Genomic DNA, 18,281 nt, shown 5'->3' with positions numbered 1-18,281 from the left:
TTGCGGTTCCCACCCAATCGCGTTCCAATACCACCCGAATATGGGAGGAATTGGATGAGAACTTTTTTGAAATGGGTGCTGCGCATCGTTTTGATGTTAGTGCTGGCGGCGGTTGTTGTTGGCTTCTGGAAACGCGAAGAAATCCAACGCCTTATGGCCGTCAACTCCTTGTTCGCTGAGGACAAGATCGTCCACAATTTTTCTCATATGGACGAAGCTTTTCTAAAAGTGGACTTGCCGCGTGGGGACGGACCAACTTGGGAGCTGCCTTACGGACCGGGCTTCGATCTGCCCGAAGGCACCGACGGCTGGATCGAGGACCGGACCGTAACGTCTTTGCTGGTGATGCAGAATGGGCAGATCCGGTTCGAGGAATATTATCTGGACACCGGACCTGATGATCGGCGCATTTCGTGGTCGGTCGCCAAAAGCTATCTCTCTTCCCTGTTGGGTATCCTTCTGGCCGAAGGTGCGATCGACTCGCTTGATGACCCGGTCACAAAATACGCACCGGAATTGGAGGGCTCGGCTTATGACGGCGCCACGATCCGCAATGTGTTGAACATGGCCAGCGGCGTGACGTTCAACGAGGACTATCTGGATTACGATTCCGACATTAACCGGATGGGCCGGGTGCTTGCGCTGGGTGGCGAGCTGGACGACTTTGCAGCCTCGCTTCAGGACAGCTTCACCGCCCCCGGGGAAACCTGGCAGTATGTTTCGATTGACACGCATGTCATTGGCATGGTGATCCGTGGCGCGACCGGGCGCAGCGTCGCCGAATTACTGACAGATCGGATCTTGCAACCGCTTGGGCTGGAGCAGGATGGCTATTACGTGACGGATGGCGCTGGGGTCGCGTTCGTGTTGGGTGGGCTGAATTTCACCACCCGCGACTTTGCCCGATTTGGGCAGGTTGTATTACAGAATGGGTCACATAACGGGCAGCAACTTATCCCTGCCGAATGGATCGCCGAAGCGGTCGCGCCCAGCGCACCGACTGAGACCGGGAAAATCGGATATGGCTATCAATGGTGGATTCCGGTCGGCGCGCATGAAGGAGAGTTTCTGGCGCGCGGCGTTTATGGCCAATATATCTATTTTGACCAAGCCCGCGATGTCCTGATCGTTTCAACCGGGGCGGACCGTAACTTCCGCGATCCAGGTGTGAACGAAGAAAATATCGAAATGTTCCGCAAAATTGCGCAAAGCCTGTAAGATGGCGCTATGCAGAAGCAGGGCAGTATAAATGTGCTTGGGGGTGTTCTTGCCCCCTGCTCGCGCGATCCCCTGACCGGTTTTTTTCGGGATGGGGCGTGCAACACCTGCCCCGAGGACCAGGGCAGCCATACTGTTTGCGCGGTCATGACAGCCGAATTCCTGGCCTACTCGAAATATGTTGGTAACGATCTGAGCACACCACGCCCCGAGTTCGACTTTGCAGGCCTCAAACCGGGCGATAGCTGGTGCCTGTGCGCCGGGCGGTTTCTTCAAGCCTATGACGAAGGTTGCGCGCCCATGGTGCATCTTGAAGCAACACATCAAAGGGCGTTGGACGTTGTGCCGCTGCGCGTCTTACAGGAACAGGCGGCACCGGACTAACGGGTCAGGCAAGGATCGCCTGCCCAACTTTTATGAATTCCAGATTCAAAAAACGGCGCGGCCAAATGGCGCGCCGTTTCTTAGTCGAACTAAAAGGTTAGTCTGCCGTGCGTCCTTCGGTATCCGACATATCGAAGTTTAGATATTTCGCCACGGTCTGCACATCCTTGTCGCCGCGTCCGCACATGTTCATGCAGATCAGATGATCTTTGGGCAGTTCCGGCGCAATCTTCATCACATGGGCAAGCGCGTGGCTGGGCTCGAGCGCGGGAATAATGCCTTCGGTCGCGCAGCACAGTTGGAACGCCTCCAACGCCTCTTTATCGGTGATCGAGACATAGTTGGCGCGGCCAACGTCATTCAACCACGAATGTTCCGGCCCGATACCGGGGTAATCCAAACCGGCCGAAATCGAATAGCCCTCAAGAATCTGCCCGTCATCATCCTGCAGCAGATAGGTGCGGTTGCCATGCAGCACACCGGGACGACCGCCGGTCAGCGACGCGCAATGCTCCATCTTTTCATTCACGCCTTTACCGCCGGCTTCAACGCCAATGATGTTGACGGATTTGTCGTCAAGGAACGGGTAGAACAGCCCCATCGCGTTCGACCCACCGCCGATGGCGGCGATGATCGTGTCGGGCAGACGGCCTTCGGCCTTGTGCATCTGTTCCTTGGCTTCCTTGCCGATTATCGACTGAAAATCACGCACCATCGCCGGATACGGGTGCGGACCGGCTACGGTGCCGATGCAATAGAACGTGTCGCGCACATTGGTCACCCAGTCGCGCAGCGCGTCATTCATCGCGTCTTTCAACGTACCACGGCCTGAAGTCACCGGAATCACCTCGGCCCCCAGCAGGCGCATACGGAACACGTTTGGCGCCTGACGCTGCACGTCATGGGCGCCCATATAAACCACGCATTTCAAGCCGAATTTGGCGCAGACGGTGGCAGTGGCCACGCCGTGCTGCCCTGCCCCGGTTTCGGCGATGATCCGGGTCTTGCCCATGCGGCGCGCCAGAATGATCTGGCCCAACACGTTGTTGATCTTGTGCGCGCCAGTGTGGTTCAGCTCATCACGTTTCAGGTAAATCTTTGCGCCGCCCAGATGTTCGGTCAGACGTTCCGCGTAATACAGCGGCGAGGGTCGGCCCACATAGTTGGCCCACAAATCGTCCATCTCGGCCCAGAAGGTCGGATCATCCTTGGCCTTCTCATATTCCTCTTCCAGCGACAGGATCAGAGGCATCAGCGTCTCGCTGACAAATCGCCCGCCGAAAATGCCGAAACGTCCCTGTTCGTCGGGGCCGGACATAAAGGAATTGAAAAGATCGTTGGCCATGGCTGTCTCCATCGTCGTACCCGTTGTTCATAGGAGGTAGCTGCGGGATTTGCCATGGCAAAACGTACGTCAAGGCACCCAGAGCGGCGCTATTGAGCGGCCTTGATGAACGCGCTGATCAGGGCAGGGTCCTTGACACCCGGCGCGCTTTCCACGCCAGAGGCCACATCGACCTGACGCGCACCCGTCATGCGGATCGCTTCGGCCACGTTGTCCGGGTTCAGACCACCTGCCAGCATCCACGGTTTGCGCCAATACTTGCGTCCGGCCAACAACCGCCAATCAAAGGCCAGCCCATTGCCGCCCGGCAAGACCGCATTCTTGGGTGGCTTGGCGTCAATCAAAAGCTGATCGGCAACGTCGCTGTATTCGTCGATTGCGGCTAAATCTTCGGCATCGGCTACCCCGATCACCTTAATCACAGGCAAACCATAGCGCGCTTTGATTTCACGCACACGGTCAACGCTTTCGGACCCGTGCAACTGCAACATATCAAACGGGGCCGCCCCGGTGATACTGTCCAATTCTTCGTCCGAAGCGTTCACCACCAAGGCCACTTTAGCCACCCCAACCGGCACGGCCTGCATCAACGCTGCCGCTTGCGCGGGCGAGACATAGCGGGGGGACTTCGGGAAAAAATTGAACCCAAGGTACCGCGCCCCGGCCTCGGCCGCGGCGCGTACGTGATCCGGTGCGGTCAGGCCGCAGATTTTGACGGAAATTTCCGGCATCAGATGGCCTCAGCTGGCTTCGTCCAGCAGCGCAAGAACTTCGTCTTTACCTTCGTTCTGCTTTTTCTTGAGCTTCTTGACCTCACGCTCAAGCTTGCGGACTTCGCTTGTCTTGGCGGTCGCATCACGGCGGTGCTTATGCTCACGCAGCCATTCCCACAGGAAACCGATGACAAGGCCAGCAACCACGCCGCCCAGAACCACAAGGAACAAAGGCAGCGACGCACTGAAATTGAACCCAAGCAGATCGGCCAAAGCCTGCGGCATCAGCGTCAATTCCACGGTTTCGCGGTTGGCAAGAGAAACCGAAATCAGAACGATCCCGAGGATCGCCAGAAAAGCATATCGAAGGTAGCGCATCATGGCCTAGGCTTTACCGTTCAAACGATCCCTTAGCAACTTGCCCGTCTTGAAAAATGGAACACATTTTTCTTCAACCTGAACAGTTTCACCCGTTCTGGGATTTCGGCCCACGCGGGCATCGCGCTGCTTGACCGAAAATGCGCCGAATCCGCGCAGTTCAACACGATCACCACGCGCCATGGCATCCGTAACTTCTTCGAACACGGTATTCACGATACGCTCAACATCACGCTGATAGAGATGCGGATTTTCGTCGGCAATTTTCTGAATCAGTTCTGAACGGATCATGTGCGCTACCCTCCCAGGCGACCGGTTAACCATGTCAATCATTCCGGGCAGTATAGAAAGAAACCCTGATTGGGGGAATGTTGACTCTGGGCGCAAAGCCTTAATTTTACTGAAAACTCGCACGATTTTTTGCCGGTTTAAGGGAAATGAACCGGAAATGAGAGCGTGATGCGGAAACTGACCGCAAATTTTGGAACATATTGATTCGCAACAAAAACGGCCCCGCGCATATGCGCGAGGCCGTGAATTAGGTTTTGGCTGATGGCCGGGGCTTAGTCGCCGGACTTCAGCGCTGCACCCAGGATGTCGCCCAGCGATGCGCCCGAGTCGGAAGAACCGTACTGTTCCACGGCCTCTTTCTCTTCGGCGATCTCGCGTGCTTTGATCGACAGGCCCAGACGGCGGGTCTTGCTGTCGACATTGGTGACGCGGACGTCGACCTTGTCGCCAGTGTTGAAACGCTCGGGGCGCTGCTCTGCGCGGTCACGGCTCAGGTCGGAACGACGGATGAACGACTTCATGCCTTCGTATTCGACCTCGATGCCGCCATCTTCGATCGCGGTCACTTCAACGGTGATGACCGAACCGCGCTTCACGCCGCCCACGGCTTCGGCGAACTTGTCACCGCCCAGGGCTTTGATCGACAGCGAGATACGCTCTTTCTCGACATCAACTTCCGAAACGACGGCCGAAACCATGTCGCCTTTGCGGTAGTTCTGGATCGCATCTTCGCCACGCTCGTCCCAAGACAGGTCGGACAGGTGTACCATGCCGTCGATGTCGCCTTCGAGGCCAATGAACAGACCGAATTCGGTGATGTTCTTGACTTCGCCTTCGACCTCGGTGCCCTCGGGGTGTGTTTCTGCAAACACTTCCCACGGGTTGCGCATGGTCTGCTTCAGGCCCAGAGACACGCGACGCTTGGCGCCGTCGATTTCCAGAACCATGACGTCGACTTCCTGGCTGGTCGAAACGATCTTGCCGGGGTGGACGTTTTTCTTGGTCCAGGACATCTCGGACACGTGCACCAGACCTTCGACACCGGCTTCCAGCTCGACGAACGCGCCGTAGTCGGTGATGTTGGTGACGCGACCCTGATGAACCGAGCCCAGTGGGTACTTGGCAGCAACCAGATCCCACGGATCTTCTTGCAGCTGCTTCATGCCCAAGCTAATGCGGTGGGTCTCTTTGTTGATCTTGATGACCTGAACCTTGATGGTTTCGCCGATCGTCAGGATCTCGGACGGGTGGTTCACACGACGCCATGCCATGTCGGTGACGTGCAGCAGGCCGTCAACGCCGCCCAGGTCAACGAATGCACCGTATTCGGTGATGTTCTTGACAACACCCTCGACGGTCTGACCTTCGGACAGGTTGCCGATCACTTCGGCGCGCTGTTCGGCACGCGATTCTTCCAGGATTGCGCGACGCGACACAACGATGTTGCCACGGCGGCGGTCCATTTTCAGAATCTGGAACGGCTGCTTCAGACCCATCAGCGGGCCGGCGTCGCGCACAGGGCGAACATCAACCTGCGAACCGGGCAGGAACGCAACTGCGCCACCCAGATCGACGGTGAAGCCACCTTTGACGCGACCAAAGATTGCACCTTCGACGCGCTGGTCGTCGGCATATGCTTTTTCCAGACGGTCCCATGCCTCTTCACGGCGGGCCATCTCGCGCGAGATGACAGCTTCGCCACGGGCGTTTTCTGCGGCACGCAGGTAAACTTCGACCTCGTCACCTACAGCGATTTCAGGGGCTTCGCCGGGATTTGCGAATTCTTTCAGATCAACGCGGCCTTCCATTTTGTAGCCTACGTCGATGATTGCTTGGCCGGCTTCGATCGCCAGAACCTTGCCTTTGACAACAGAACCCTCTTCGGGTGTGTCCATTTCGAAGCTTTCATTAAGGAGGGCTTCGAATTCCTCCATGGATGCGTTAGCCATGTGGCGTTGTTTTCCTTTACAGTACGTTTTTGCTGGCCGAGCGGTTGTCTCCGCCGGTCTTAGTGGATTGGTCAGACGACCTGACATATGCCGCAAAACAAAGAGGGCCGGTTGTTTCCGACCCTGCTCGTCTCATTGTTTTATGGCTCAAATCGCCTTGTCGACGCGCGCTCTATAGCGGGTTCGCCAAGGCACCGCAAGTTATAACGGGCGATAGGCGCCATAACCTGCAATACCTGCTGAAAAATGGCCCAGCGACCGGGCGAATTTCACCGCCCGGCTCACAGGAAAAATCTAGAACAACTGCAAATCCTTTGCGCCGCTTTGGATTTCAGCAAAATTGGGCATGTTCTGAACGGCCACCGGCGCAGGTTTCGCACCCGGCATCGCGACCGTCGGCTTCGCAGCCACTGCTTTGCCAAAGGCGGGCTTTTCCAACTCTCCTCGGATATCACGCAAAAGAGTCTTGTGATCCGGCATAGACTTGAGAATTTGCGCAAGGTCTACTTTCGCGCCCTTCCACCACTGGAACCAGATCGGCTTTTTTAAAGGCCGCACCCGATCACGAATGCCGGTGCCATAGCCTGTATCGTAGACTTGTTTGCCCAAAAGCACCGTCTGGTAAACGCGGTGATCAAACAGCGTCGCGAACTCAACATCGTGCTGCATCGGCAAGCGGTGCTGCCACAGTTCAAGATTCTCGGCTAACCGGTCGGGAATTTTCATCTCGGTCCGGGCGTCGATCCAATATTGATCATCCGTGCGGTTGCCCAAGCGGTAGTGCAGACAGATGAATTCGAGCACCTCGTCATAAAGCTTGTCCATCTGCCGGTTGTACCGCGCCCGCAAGGACGGTTCGATCGCCTGCGTCGGCAGATGTTCGGCGAACCAGCGCACCGCGTGGTCGATCATATGAATCGCGGTGCTTTCCAACGGCTCGATAAATCCGCCGGACAAACCGATGGCCACGCAGTTCTTGACCCAGGCATTGCGCACCCGCCCAACCCGCATTGGGATCACACGCGGCGTCAATCCTTTGCCGCTGTCGCCCAGCCATTCAAGGTATTCATCCGCCGCTTGATCATCCGTGCGGTGCGCAGAGGAATACACATAGCCCGTGCCCACACGATTGAACAACGGCACTCGCCACGTCCAACCAGCCCCAAGTGCCGTAGACCGCGTTGCGCTTTCGATCTTTTCGGGGTCAGGATGTTCGACCTGCAAGGCCATGGCCCGGTCATTGGGCAGGTAGTCCGAATAATCCATGAACGGCTCACCCAGAGCCTGATTGATAATCAATCCCCGGAACCCGGTGCAATCCACAACCATCTCGATATCGTGGCGGCCTTTGCGCTGCAGCATCAGATGGCTGACATTGCCCTGTTCATCCAGCTCGACCGACTGGACCTCATCCTGAATGTGTTCGACACCGCGCTTGGTGCAGACCTTCGTCAGCATCCCAGCGAACTTCACCGCGTCGAGGTGGTATGCAAAGCCGAACCGTTGTTCGAATTCCGGTGCACCCAGTGGCCGCGCGCCTTTACACAGGCGGGCCAGATCGTCATGCGGCGAGATAGACTGCGTAAAGTCCCGATCCCCATTGCCAAAGCGCAGGAAATACTCGGCCGCCTCCAACCCTTCCAGCATCTGGCCATGGGCAAAAGGGTTCATATAGTCGACGCGATTGCCCTTGGCGTCGTTGTTCCAGTTACAGAACTTCACACCCAGTTTGAACGACGCGTTCGTCTCGCGGAAAAAGTCCCGCTCGGCAATCCCCGCCTGCCGGAGCGTAACCGGCATGCGGGGCACGGTGGCCTCGCCCACCCCCACAGTCGAAATATTCGGGCTTTCGATCAGGCAGATACGCGGTCGGTCCTTTGGAGTTGACGTGCGAGAAAACACCATCTCAAGGATCAGCGCGGTCATCCAACCTGCGGTGCCGCCGCCGACGATAGTGATTTTACGCAAACGGTTATTCATTTAGCTCTCCCCCCTCAATATTCAGGGGACTATACCAGCTTTCCGATACCTCGCTAGGGCCTAGGACGCCTTGGTTGCCAGCATGTTCAAAGCTGTGACAATCCGTGAGGATGCCCCCATCCCATCACCGCTATGATCCCGGTGAAATTCATCAAACATGCCCCGGTTTCAACCGTTATTGCGGGCTGGCAACTATTGGCAATCCCAGCGTTACGAATAGCACAAATCCCTAGATGGATTAGATTTCCTCGCCCTTCTTCAGCAGTTCATCAATCAGCTCACGCTGAAGATCCTGGCTATCGCCCCCTCCGAACTCGGCGGCACCACCTGAATACAGGGTGCCATATGTCTTGGCGATATTCACGGTCTGGGCCAGCCCCGAAATCAGCTGGTCCTTGTCCAGTTTGGACAGGGGGTGAATAAATGCGGCCCACAACGTGCCGTTGGCGATGGCATAACGCGCGTCCAGAGTGCTGTCGAAATTCGCCTGCATCATGCGTTGAAGGTCCGCGGCCGACAGATCAGCGGCGCTGCTGATGGAAACCATCGCACGCATCCGATCCGCGTTGATATCCGTGATCACCAAGACTGAAACATCCGAGACAGTCATTTGGAAACCCGGCCCTTGGGGTTGCGCTTCAGGATCCAGCGCAAAAATTATCTTCCCAAGACGCTCATAGGTCATGGGTGGCTCGACTTCTTGCGCAGCCAGACTTCCGGCCAGAAAAATCAGAGCTAAGGTCAATCGGATCATGGTATCGCTCCTGCGGATTACCAATTCACCCTACGCAGCCTTGAGGCGTCTGACCAAACAAAGCTTGGTGAGGAGCGTTCCCAAAATCGTGAGAGCTGCCAAGGTTCTAGGACACCTTGCGTTTGGCGTCTTCAACTATGGCAATCGCCTCGGCCAACGCGGCATCGATACTCAGGTTCGACGTATCCAGCAGCACAGCATCCTCCGCAGGTTTCATAGGGGCCGTGCTGCGCTCGGCGTCGCGGGCGTCGCGTTCGCGGACATCTTCCAGAACCTGCGCCCGCGTCATATCGGATCCTTTGCCCTTAAGTTCCAGATACCGCCGTTCTGCCCGAACCTCGGCGCTGGCGGTAACAAACAGCTTCACCTCGGCGTCCGGGCAGATCACCGTTCCGATATCGCGCCCATCCAGAACGGCGCCTCCGGGGCGGGTTGCGAAACTGCGCTGAAAGTCCACAAGTGCTGACCGAACCTCGGGGATCACAGCCACTTTTGACGCGGCCTGCGCGATTTCGGCGGTGCGCAGATCGCCCTGCCCTAACTCTTCAGCAGTCAAAGCCTGAGCGGCTGCGACCGGTTCCATCCCATCCAGTGTCCTGCGGCCAACTGCACGGTACAGCAGGCCGGTGTCCAGATGCGCGAACCCGAAATGAGCGGATACCCCTTTCGAGATCGTGCCTTTCCCCGCCGCCGCTGGCCCGTCTATGGCAACCGTGAAGCTCACGTGCGGTCCACCTTGGCACCCAGCGCCGCCATCAACGGTTCAAAGATCGGGAACGAGGTCGCGATAGGGCCGCCATCATCCACCGAAACCGGCGTTTTCGCGCCCATGCCCATCACCATGAAGGACATCGCAATGCGGTGATCCAGAAAGCTTTCACAGGTACCACCGCCGGGGACATTGCCAATGCCCAGCCCGTCGACCGACCACCAGTCGTCACCCTCTTCCACGGTCACGCCATTGGCGCGCAACCCGCGGGCCATGGCGTCGATCCGGTCGCTTTCCTTGACGCGCAGCTCTTTCACGCCGCCCATCATCGTCGTTCCGGTCGCATTCGCGGCAACCACGGACAGCACTGGATATTCGTCGATCATCGAGGCCGCGCGTTCCGGCGGCACGTTGATGCCCTTCATGTTAGGCGAGTATTTCGCGCGCAGGTCAGCGACCGGTTCGCCGCCTTCCTCGCGTTCGTTTTCATAGGTCAGGTCCGCGCCCATCTCGCGCAGCGTGGTGAACAGTCCTGCGCGGGTCGGGTTCAGGCCAATGCCCGGCACCAACACATCCGAGCCGGGCGTGATCAGCGCGGCACAAACAGGAAAGGCCGCGCTGGACGGGTCACGCGGCACGGCAATCACCTGCGGTTTCAATTCGGGGCGCCCGGTCAGAGTGATCACCCGCCCTTCATCCGTATCCTCGACGGTGATTTCCGCGCCAAACCCGGCCAGCATCCGTTCGGAATGGTCGCGGGTGGCCTCTTTCTCGATCACCACGGTTTTGCCCGGCGCGTTAAGACCGGCCAGCAGCACGGCGGATTTCACCTGCGCCGACGGAACCGGAACTTCATATCGCACCGGAACAGGTTCAGCCGCGCCCACGATGGTCATCGGCAAACGCCCGCCCGAGCGCCCAACGGCCTGCGCCCCAAACAGAGCCAACGGATCCGTCACTCGGGCCATCGGACGCTTGTTCAGGCTGGCATCGCCGGTAAACGTGGCCGAGATCGGACAGGTCGCCATCGCGCCCATGATCAGCCGCACCCCGGTGCCAGAGTTGCCGCAGTCAATCACCTGATCAGGTTCAGCAAAGCCGCCGACACCCACGCCATGCACCGTCCATTCTCCTCCGCCGTGATCCATGACCTCAGCCCCAAAGGCGCGCATCGCTTTGGCGGTGTCCAGAACGTCCTCACCTTCCAGCAAACCAGAGATCTTCGTCTCACCCACCGCCATCGCACCCAAAATCAGCGAACGGTGCGAGATCGACTTGTCGCCGGGCACCTCTGCCGTACCGGTCAACGGGCCGCAGGGATGCGAGGTCATCGGGATGGGCGTACCGTGTCCGGACATGGGGGCTCCTGTTTTCGCTATCAGTGCCTTAGCCGCTTAGCGAATTGGGGCCAGATGGTCCAGCGACAATCAGCCCTTGCGGCGGAAGGTCAGGTAATGCGGCGTGCGGCCTTCACGCAGAGCTTTCTGTTCATAGCGGGTGGAAATCCAATCGCCCCAAGGCTCACGCCAATCGGCAGGACCCTCGGCCAACCACTCAAAACCCGCGCGCGGCACTTCCTCAAGCGTCTGGCGGACGTAATCAGGAATATCCGTCGCCACCCGAAAAATCGAGCCCGGCTTCAAGACCCGCGCCAGCGGTTCCAGATGTTCCGGCGTCACGAACCGGCGGCGATGGTGCCGCGTTTTGGGCCATGGGTCAGGATAGAGAAGGAAGGCGCGCGAGATACTGGCCTCGGGCAACACGTCAAACAGATCACGTGCATCACCGGGATGAACGGCAAGATTCTCAACCCCCGCCTGCCGGATCTTGCCCAGCAACATGGCGACGCCATTGATGTAAGGCTCGGCCCCGATGATGCCGATATCTGGGTTGCAGGCAGCCTGATGCACCAGATGCTCACCGCCGCCAAAACCGACCTCAAGCCAGACATCCCGTCCGCCAAACAGCGCCTGCAAATCCAGCGGCGCGCGTTCGGGGTTACTCTCCCAATCGACCGCGCCGGGTGACAGCGCCTCGAGGTCTTCACTTAGATAAGTCTTTTGACTGGGCTTCAGGGTCTTGCCCTTGAAGCGGCCATAAAAGTTTCTGCGGGGGCGTTGGGGCGTCTGGTTGCTCATGGGCGAAGCCCATACTGCGCAGACACCACGGACACAAGAGGGCGGCCCGGTCCACTCAACAGACCTGCCACCCTCAAAAAGCACCAGAATAGAGCGCGCCCGTCAGGGCGCACCTTTGGATAACAATCAGACAGCCGATTTCAGGGCATCCACCAGATCGGTTCGTTCCCAACTGAAACCGCCATCCGCGTCGGGTTCACGACCGAAATGGCCGTAGGCCGCCGTGCGCTGGTAGATCGGCTTGTTCATCTGCAGGTGCTGGCGAATGCCGCGCGGCGTCAGGTCCATCACCTGACCGACGGCTTTTTCGATCTCGGCATCCGAAATCTGGCCAGTACCATGCGTATCCGCATAGATCGACAAAGGTTTGGACACGCCAATCGCATAGCTGAGCTGGATCGTGCAGCGTTCCGCCATACCCGCAGCCACCACGTTCTTGGCCAGATAGCGTGCGGCGTAAGCAGCCGAACGATCCACCTTTGTTGGGTCTTTGCCCGAGAACGCACCGCCGCCATGAGGCGCGGCACCGCCATAGGTGTCTACGATGATTTTGCGCCCGGTCAGGCCCGCATCGCCATCGGGGCCGCCGATCACGAACTTACCGGTCGGGTTCACGTGCCACTCGGTTTCTGTCGACAGCCAGCCTTCGGGCAGGGTTTCGGTAATGTAGGGCTCAACAATCGCGCGGATATCGTCAGAGGACAGCGACTCATCCAGATGCTGTGTCGACAGCACGACCGAGCTGACGCCCACAGGCTTGCCGTCACGGTACACGACGGACAGTTGCGATTTCGCGTCCGGGCCCAGCGCGGGCTCGGTGCCGTTTTTGCGAACCTCGGCCAGACGGCGCAGGATCGCGTGGGAATACTGGATCGGGGCTGGCATCAGCGCAGGAGTTTCAGTCGTGGCGTAGCCAAACATGATCCCCTGATCGCCCGCGCCCTCGTCCTTGTCGCCCGAGGCATCAACACCCTGCGCGATATGCGCGGATTGTTCGTGCAGCAGGTTCGTCACCTCGACGGTTTCGTGGTGGAACTTGTCCTGCTCATAGCCGATATCCTTGATACAGGCGCGCGCGATCTCGTCGATACGGCCCATGTAATCGTGCAGTTTTTCCTGATCAGACAGACCTACTTCTCCGCCGATGACAACGCGGTCAGTCGTGGCAAAGGTTTCGCACGCGACGCGCGCTTCGGGTTCTTCATTCAGAAAAGCGTCTAGGACGGCATCGGAAATCCGGTCACAAACCTTATCCGGGTGCCCTTCGGATACTGATTCCGAAGTGAAAGTGTAGTTCTGTCGGGACATGAAAGTGCTCCATTAAGATTTCCCCATCACGCCAGGAAGCCGTTGTGACAGGCATTCGATGAGATACGCCCGCAAAATCACCGGGTCAATCCGAAATTACGCGCCCTCTCTCCGAGCGTTGCGCCAAAGCAGAGTAGACGCCCCGACCAGCAGTAAAAAGATGGGTATGTCACCAATCCTTGAATAAAGTGTGACCGCAAAAGGCTTTGGCAGGTTTGCGTCGACATACCCTGCCTCACCCAAAGCAAGCGACCGAGTAATACGGCCCAGCGGATCAATCATTGCCGACACGCCGGTATTGGCTGACCGCATCATGGGCAATCCCTGCTCAATGGCCCGCATTTGGGCTTGAGCCAGATGTTGATAGGGGCCTGATCGCGTTCCAAACCAAGCATCATTGGTAATCTGCAATAAGAAATCGGCACGTCCCGGAGCGGACAGAACATCCTGGGTAAAGACTGCTTCATAGCAAATCAAAGGCAGCGCCTTACCCAGCGCGCCCGCATCCATCAAGGCAGCACCCGGCCCGGCGCTGAAGCCACTGCCGGTGGTTGCAGCCATGCCATAGATACCAAGTCGCGCCATGAGATCGCCAAGCGGCACGTATTCTCCGAACGGGGCAAGGTGATGTTTATCGTACAGCCCTTGTTGTTGACCGTCCTCGTTCAGATAAATCATCGAGTTGTAGATCCGAGGCCCGTCCCCGCGTTGAATACCCAAAAAGACCGGCGTCCCCTGTGCCGCATCCGCGACGACATCCAGATAAGGTTGCGCGCTGCCCAACCACGCCGGCACCGAAGTTTCCGGCCAGACAATCAAATCGGGTTTTGGCTGCGCGGCCGTGAACTCAATCTGACGCGCAAAAAACAACGGCGCATAGTCCGGATCCCATTTCTGGTGTTGCGGGGCGTTGGGCTGAATAAGACGCACGATATGCCCGGTTTCGGCAACATCAGGACGAAACGCAACATAACCAAGGGCCAAACACACCACCCCCACAGAAAGGCACGCAGGCAACGCAAACGAGGATCGTTGCGTCAGAGCGGCTCCCATAGGCAATGTTGCCAACAGCGTCAGAGCGCCTACCCCATATGGACCAACCAGCGCCAAAACCTGAGCGAAGGGCGTGGCGACCCAAATCTGCGCCAACCCAGCCCATGGAAATCCGGTCAGTACGTAACCGCGCGCGCACTCTGCCAAGGATATCGCGATGGCCAGAAACACAGCCTGATCAACTGCACCTTGCGCCGGGCGGCGCGCCAACCAAAAAGCCAGCGCCCAGAACAGCGCCAGCCCTCCGGCCATGAACACAAGCGCAAAGGGTGCCATCCAGGCATGCCGTTCCGCGTCCACAAGGAACGGTTCAATGATCCAACTTAACGCATGAGCGAAATAGCCCGTCGCAAAGGCCCACCCCAGCCAAGCCGCCTGTGCCCGCGTTTCCGTTGCCAAATACAGAGGCGCCAAAGCAAGTAACGCTGCAATGGATGCAACCCAAAACCCGAATGGCGCCAGACCAAACGCAGCTACCGCGCCCAATATGGCCGCTAACAAGAATCTCAACCAAATAGGCAAGCCCTGGGCAGGGTTCATGCAACGATATCCGGCAACATGACACGCAAGCGTTTGATCCTGCGCGGATCGGCATCCAAGACTTCGAACTCTGGCCCCTCGGGGTGCAGAACAACTTCGCCACGTGCAGGGACACGCCCCGACAGCATGAAGACCAAACCGCCCAGCGTGTCGATCTCTTCTTCGTCTACATCCTCGTGGCTGGTCAGCGAGCGCCCGATCTCAGCTTCGAATTCTTCAAGCGGGACACGGGCCTGAACCACATAGCAACCTGGCTTTTCTTCAACCCAGAGCTGGCTTTCGTCGGCGTCATGTTCATCAGCAATCTCACCGACCACCTGTTCAATCAGGTCCTCGATCGTCAGCAATCCGTCAACGCCGCCATACTCGTCTATCACAAGCGCCATGTGCCGGCGTTCCGTCTGCATTTTGGTCAACAAGACCCCAATCGGCATTGACGGCGGCACAAACAACAGGGTCCGCAGCATCGACACCAGATCAAATTCAGAGGACGTTCCGTTGAACCCATGCGTCAGGGCAAAATCCTTGAGGTGCACAAACCCAAGCGGTGTATCAAGCGTCCCCTCGTATACCGGTATCCGCGACAGCCCGCTGTCACGAAAAACCTGCGCCAATTCGTCTTTGGTGATGGTCGAGGATACAGACACGATCTCTGCTGTTGGGATGGCCACATCTTCGACGCGCATACGCCGCAGGTTGATCATGCCCCGTGGCTGGCTCTTGTCGACCTCGTGTCCGTTGGCCGCAGCAACCTCTTCGACGTTCTGGGTCGAGAACGCGTCCACTATTCGAGAAAAGAAACCCGTTTTCTCTCTTATGTCATTGTCGCCGTCCTTTGGTTGCGCGCCCTGCGCCGCCATAGAACTGCCGTCTGTATCGCCCATTTTCCCATTCCAAATGATCGGCCCGAATGGGCCCGTATTAAACTATATATGGGTTATCAATACCCAGTTTGCCAAGTATCTCGACCTCGACACCCTCCATCAAAGTGGCGTCGGGGTCACGAATGTGATCGTATCCCAGCAAATGCAATGTTCCGTGAACAAGCAGATGTGTCACGTGATCTTCGAATGGTTTCCCCGCCTCATTGGCTTCGCGTGCGCAGGTATCATAGGAAATTGCGATGTCGCCCAGTGCGATTTCTCCGGTGAAATCCGGGCTTGGACAAGCGGGTTCCTGACCAGCGATCTCAGCCGCCAGATCATCGGCTGGCCAACTCAGAACATTAGTCGGAGTGGGTTTTTCTCGAAATTCGGCGTTCAACTCGGCGATACGAGTGTCGCCGCAGGCAAGAAGGCTTATCTCACACAATTCGGAATCCACGCCCTGATGGGCCAGCACAGCGGCCACAGCACGCGTGGCCACGGGCTCCAACCCCTGCCAGCGCGTGTCCTCAACCGTTAGTTCAAGATTCATTCTGTCACTTCCAAAGTCCCCGAAGGGCCTTTGAAACTATCCGGTTTCACGACCCGAGTCAGCCTCATACGCTTCGATAATCGCAGCGACAAGCGGGTGCCGCACCACATCCTTCGAGGTGAAATAGTTGAAGCTGATGTTCGGGATCGTCTTCAGCAAACGTTCGGCATCGGCAAGCCCCGATTGAACCCCGCGCGGCAGATCGACCTGCGAGCGGTCGCCCGTGATTACCATCCGGCTGCCTTCACCCAACCGGGTCAGGAACATTTTCATCTGCATGGTCGTAGCGTTCTGCGCCTCATCCAGAACAACAAAGGCATTTGCCAGCGTTCGACCGCGCATAAAGGCAAGCGGAGCAATTTCGATTCGTTTTTCTTCGATCAGCTTGGCCAATTGCTTGCCGGGAAGAAAGTCGTTCAGCGCATCATAAAGCGGCTGCATATACGGATCGACCTTGTCCTTCATGTCACCGGGCAAGTAGCCCAGCTTCTCACCTGCTTCGACCGCAGGACGGCTAAGGATGATGCGATCCACATGGCCGCCAATGAACATCGACACTCCCACCGCGACGGCCAGATAGGTTTTCCCTGTCCCTGCAGGACCGATCCCAAAGGCCAGTTCGTTATTGAACAGGGATTGCACATAAGCCTTTTGCGCATCGGTACGCGGTTCAACCAGCTTTTTGCGGGTCTTGATTTCGACCGTGCCACCCTTGAACATTTCAAGCTGGTCACCGTCGCGGCTTCCGGTGCCTTTTTCAGATCCGCCCATACGAAGCTCACGATCCACGTCCGCTGCTTCGACCTCGCGCCCACCCTCAAGGCGGGTGTACAGGGCCTGAAGGACCTCAATTGCCTGTTTCTGGGCATCTTCCTCGCCCATCACAACCAACTGGTTTCCGCGTCGCACGATCTGAACGGATAATTTATGCTCAATATCAGTCAGATTGCGGTCATATTCGCCGCACAGATCAATCAACAACCGGTTGTCTGGGAATTCAACAAACGCCTCACGCTGGGGCATTTCATTTTGCGGTGGGTTCAGGGCACCGATGGCCAATACGTTCTCCTGTCTTGGCGTTTCACCTTGAGCGTAGACAACAAATCTTGGTGGGTGCAAGTCACAGTTTCAAATTTTCCGTAACTGATGTCGAAACCGCCGATCACAGCCCGGTCTGAAAACCAGCGCAGGTATAAAAAACTGGCAAAAAGCCGGTTGTTCAGAATCGGTAATTCAAGCCAAATCGCAAACCCCGATACCGCGGTGTCGACTTGGTGGAAAATCCGTTTTCAAAGACGATGTCCTTGGAATCAAACTGAACGTATTCATATTCGCCTGTAATCGACCAATTGGCGTTCAAATTGTGTTCCGCACCAATGCTGGCGGAAAACCCGTTGCGCGAGTCGCTTTCTGCAAAGCTTTGAACCGTAGGCCCAAGGGACAAGCTGTTCGTGGTTTCAACGTCACCGTTCACATAACCCACCGAGAGGAAGTACAGCACCGTGCCGCTTTTGTTGGTAAGGCCATTTCGGAAGCGAATCGACACGACGTCCGAGACTTCGGATCCACCGTTTACAGTGATGCCCCCAATTTGCGTCGTGACATCATCATCGAGCGAGCCGAAGTCATATCCGATTTCAAACCCGTAGACGTAGTCGCGGCCTTGCCTGGCCGGTAGAATACCCCGCCATCCTGCCCGTACACCACCATAGGAACCGCTTAGATCCAATTCACCGATCGCAAATGTGTCGGTGGGTGTTGTCAGGCCAAAGCGATCCGTTCCACTGGTCGCGTATCCACCGGTCAAGCCCAGGTAAAACGCACTGACGTCGCTGTCGAAACGCTTGGGGCTGACGATAGGAGGATCTGAAACACCTTCTTCAAGGTTGCCAGCCGTTACCGCGCCGGAAAGAAACACAAATGCAACCAAAACAGAAAGTGGCAGCTTGAACTTGGGTATATTGATAAGATTCAGAACCTTCACTCGCACTCTCCATGGCCACGCCCTTGATACTGGGCGACGCAAAAACGACCTCAGGGACGGCGAGGGCCGTATACCCCTAAAAACTATGACTTTTCTCGGAGCATAGTTCTAAGACATAAAT

The 18,281-nt window shown here is 57.4% G+C and carries 18 protein-coding genes and 1 riboswitch; of the genes, 2 read left to right on the top strand and 16 right to left on the bottom strand.

The annotated features are described in order from the left end of the window. Positions 1–54: 54 nt before the first annotated feature. Positions 55–1,218, top strand: a complete 1,164-nt coding sequence (locus RUESEDTHA_RS08285; protein ID WP_180886087.1) for a serine hydrolase — start codon at positions 55–57, stop codon at positions 1,216–1,218. Positions 1,219–1,227: 9 nt separating this feature from the next. Continuing rightward, on the top strand, positions 1,228–1,602 hold the full coding sequence (locus RUESEDTHA_RS08280; RefSeq protein ID WP_180886085.1) for a DUF2237 family protein: 375 nt from the start codon (positions 1,228–1,230) through the stop codon (positions 1,600–1,602). Between the two features lie 97 nt (positions 1,603–1,699). Here RUESEDTHA_RS08280 and trpB read toward each other — a convergent pair whose 3' ends face one another. The 16 genes from trpB to RUESEDTHA_RS08200 form a co-directional block, all read right to left on the bottom strand. Beyond that, positions 1,700–2,947: a tryptophan synthase subunit beta gene (gene trpB, locus RUESEDTHA_RS08275; protein WP_180886083.1), complete on the bottom strand. Its 1,248-nt coding sequence runs from the start codon at positions 2,945–2,947 to the stop codon at positions 1,700–1,702. 89 nt (positions 2,948–3,036) lie between these two features. Further along, positions 3,037–3,678 carry a phosphoribosylanthranilate isomerase gene (locus tag RUESEDTHA_RS08270; protein ID WP_180886081.1) on the bottom strand — a complete coding sequence of 214 codons (642 nt, stop codon included), beginning with the start codon at positions 3,676–3,678 and terminating at the stop codon, positions 3,037–3,039. Between the two features lie 9 nt (positions 3,679–3,687). Next, positions 3,688–4,038: a lipopolysaccharide assembly protein LapA domain-containing protein gene (locus tag RUESEDTHA_RS08265; RefSeq protein WP_180886856.1), complete on the bottom strand. Its 351-nt coding sequence runs from the start codon at positions 4,036–4,038 to the stop codon at positions 3,688–3,690. 6 nt (positions 4,039–4,044) lie between these two features. Beyond that, positions 4,045–4,329: an integration host factor subunit beta gene (gene ihfB / locus RUESEDTHA_RS08260; RefSeq protein WP_037310872.1), complete on the bottom strand. Its 285-nt coding sequence runs from the start codon at positions 4,327–4,329 to the stop codon at positions 4,045–4,047. A 272-nt stretch (positions 4,330–4,601) separates the two neighbouring features. Beyond that, entirely contained in the window at positions 4,602–6,278 is a 1,677-nt protein-coding gene (gene rpsA / locus RUESEDTHA_RS08255; RefSeq protein WP_170462358.1) for a 30S ribosomal protein S1, read from the bottom strand. 294 nt (positions 6,279–6,572) lie between these two features. Continuing rightward, the gene (locus tag RUESEDTHA_RS08250; protein ID WP_180886079.1) at positions 6,573–8,258 is read right to left on the bottom strand and encodes a tryptophan halogenase family protein; all 1,686 of its coding nucleotides are present in this window, start codon (positions 8,256–8,258) and stop codon (positions 6,573–6,575) included. A 238-nt stretch (positions 8,259–8,496) separates the two neighbouring features. Then, entirely contained in the window at positions 8,497–9,012 is a 516-nt protein-coding gene (locus RUESEDTHA_RS08245) for a hypothetical protein (RefSeq protein ID WP_180886077.1), read from the bottom strand. A 106-nt stretch (positions 9,013–9,118) separates the two neighbouring features. Further along, complete coding sequence (gene cmk / locus RUESEDTHA_RS08240) at positions 9,119–9,736, bottom strand: (d)CMP kinase (RefSeq protein ID WP_180886075.1); 618 nt, start codon at positions 9,734–9,736, stop codon at positions 9,119–9,121. After that, a complete protein-coding gene (aroA, locus tag RUESEDTHA_RS08235) occupies positions 9,733–11,079 on the bottom strand; it encodes a 3-phosphoshikimate 1-carboxyvinyltransferase (protein WP_180886073.1) in 1,347 nt (448 codons plus the stop codon). Before aroA ends, cmk begins: the two co-directional genes overlap by 4 nt. Before the next feature lie 69 nt (positions 11,080–11,148). Then, the gene (locus RUESEDTHA_RS08230; protein ID WP_180886071.1) at positions 11,149–11,859 is read right to left on the bottom strand and encodes a tRNA (guanosine(46)-N(7))-methyltransferase TrmB; all 711 of its coding nucleotides are present in this window, start codon (positions 11,857–11,859) and stop codon (positions 11,149–11,151) included. 126 nt (positions 11,860–11,985) lie between these two features. Beyond that, entirely contained in the window at positions 11,986–13,167 is a 1,182-nt protein-coding gene (metK, locus tag RUESEDTHA_RS08225) for a methionine adenosyltransferase (protein WP_180886069.1), read from the bottom strand. 5 nt (positions 13,168–13,172) lie between these two features. Further along, positions 13,173–13,221: riboswitch (SAM-SAH riboswitch) on the bottom strand. A 42-nt stretch (positions 13,222–13,263) separates the two neighbouring features. Then, a complete protein-coding gene (gene lnt, locus RUESEDTHA_RS08220; protein WP_180886067.1) occupies positions 13,264–14,760 on the bottom strand; it encodes an apolipoprotein N-acyltransferase in 1,497 nt (498 codons plus the stop codon). Beyond that, positions 14,757–15,644 carry a hemolysin family protein gene (locus tag RUESEDTHA_RS08215; protein WP_180886065.1) on the bottom strand — a complete coding sequence of 296 codons (888 nt, stop codon included), beginning with the start codon at positions 15,642–15,644 and terminating at the stop codon, positions 14,757–14,759. The genes lnt and RUESEDTHA_RS08215 overlap by 4 nt, the downstream gene beginning before the upstream one ends. 37 nt (positions 15,645–15,681) lie before the next feature. Then, the gene (gene ybeY / locus RUESEDTHA_RS08210) at positions 15,682–16,176 is read right to left on the bottom strand and encodes an rRNA maturation RNase YbeY (RefSeq protein ID WP_180886063.1); all 495 of its coding nucleotides are present in this window, start codon (positions 16,174–16,176) and stop codon (positions 15,682–15,684) included. Between the two features lie 36 nt (positions 16,177–16,212). Beyond that, entirely contained in the window at positions 16,213–17,235 is a 1,023-nt protein-coding gene (locus tag RUESEDTHA_RS08205) for a PhoH family protein (protein WP_171121773.1), read from the bottom strand. A 160-nt stretch (positions 17,236–17,395) separates the two neighbouring features. Next, positions 17,396–18,160 (bottom strand): outer membrane protein, encoded by a 765-nt coding sequence (locus RUESEDTHA_RS08200; RefSeq protein ID WP_255431658.1) that lies wholly within the window; start codon positions 18,158–18,160, stop codon positions 17,396–17,398. Positions 18,161–18,281 lie beyond the last annotated feature (121 nt).

This window comes from Ruegeria sp. THAF57 (assembly GCF_903914075.1).
Lineage (GTDB): Bacteria > Pseudomonadota > Alphaproteobacteria > Rhodobacterales > Rhodobacteraceae > Ruegeria.
Note: the sequence above shows the minus strand (reverse complement) of the source record. Positions and strands in the feature narration are given on the sequence as shown.